The sequence below is a fragment of the Pseudomonas sp. HMWF006 genome, from assembly GCF_003061205.1.
Classification (GTDB): domain Bacteria; phylum Pseudomonadota; class Gammaproteobacteria; order Pseudomonadales; family Pseudomonadaceae; genus Aquipseudomonas; species Aquipseudomonas monsensis.
The window spans coordinates 1-1,272 of record NZ_QAIU01000603.1 but is presented as its reverse complement, the minus strand read 5'-3'; the positions used below and the strand labels follow the sequence as shown (position 1 = coordinate 1,272).

Annotated in this window: 2 protein-coding genes; both read left to right on the top strand. The window is 63.1% G+C overall.

All coding sequences use genetic code 11. The features are described 5' to 3' along the window. The coding region (locus tag DBR24_RS28060) for a calcium/sodium antiporter (RefSeq protein ID WP_128616326.1) at window positions 1-856 on the top strand (856 nt) is incomplete at its 5' end. Then, window positions 853-1,233, top strand: coding sequence for a carboxymuconolactone decarboxylase family protein (locus DBR24_RS28055; protein WP_011332452.1), 381 nt, complete (start codon window positions 853-855; stop codon window positions 1,231-1,233). The genes DBR24_RS28060 and DBR24_RS28055, both read left to right, overlap by 4 nt. Window positions 1,234-1,272 lie beyond the last annotated feature (39 nt).

The window sequence follows — 1,272 nt, the reverse complement described above, 5'->3', positions numbered from 1 at the left end:
GGTCGGCAGCAGCATCTTCAACATCCTTGTCACCCTCGGCCTGTCGGCGTTGATCATTCCGCTGCGTGTGTCGCGGCAACTGGTGCGCCTCGATATTCCGCTGATGATCGGCGCCAGCCTGCTGGTGTTCGTCCTGGCATGGAACGAGGAGATCGGGCGTTTCGACGGCATCGTGCTACTGGCCGCCTTGGCGTTGTACCTCGGTTTGCTGTTTCGGCAGTCGCGCCACTCGACGCGACCGCATTCCGATCCCCCGCAAGCGCTGCAGGCGTCATGGATCACCAGCGTGCTGATGATCATCGTCGGCCTGGCGATGCTGGTGTTCGCCGGGCACCTGTTGCTCAACGCTGCGGTTGTGGTGGCGACTGATCTCGGTTTCTCGGAACGCGTCATCGGCCTGACCGTGGTCGCCGTCGGCACGTCGCTGCCGGAACTCGCGACGTCGTTGATCGCGGCCTTGCGCGGGCAACGGGATATCGCTGTCGGCAACGTGATCGGCGCCAACCTGTTCAACCTGCTGGGGGTGCTCGGCCTGACTGCACTGATCGCACCGACGCCACTGTCGGTGTCGCCGAACGCGCTGGATTTCGACCTGCCGGTGATGCTCGGCGTCGCCGCGCTGTGCCTGCCGGTGTTCTATTCCGGCTACCGCGTGACACGTGCCGAAGGTTTGCTGTTGCTCGGTTTGTACCTGGCGTACGGGTTGCACGTGGTGTCGTTCACCACCGGCATGCCGCTGGCCGGCAAGCTCGAACGGTTGATGCTGTTTTATGTCTTGCCGACGCTGTTGACGTTTCTGCTGTTCACGTCGATCCGCGCCTGGCGCCGCCAACACCACAAGAGGGATATGCCATGACCGAGTCGAAGAAGTCCGGGGTTGAAGTCCGCCGTCAGGTAATGGGCGATGCATTTGTTGATCGCGCCTTGGGCAACGCCACCGAGTTCACCCAGCCGCTGCAGGATTTCGTCAATGAACACGCCTGGGGCGGCGTGTGGAATCGTGAAGGTCTGCCGCTGAAAACCCGCAGCCTGATCACCCTCGCCGCACTGACCGCGCTGAAGTGCCCACAGGAGTTGAAGGGCCATGTGCGCGGCGCGCTGAACAATGGCTGCACGGTGGATGAGATTCGTGAGGCGCTGCTGCATTGCGCAGTGTATGCCGGCGTGCCGGCGGCGATTGATGCGTTTCGCGCGGCGCAGGAAGTGATCGATAGCTACCAGAAACCTGAGTGACCTTCCGGGCCTCATCGCGGGCAAGCCCGCTCCCACAGG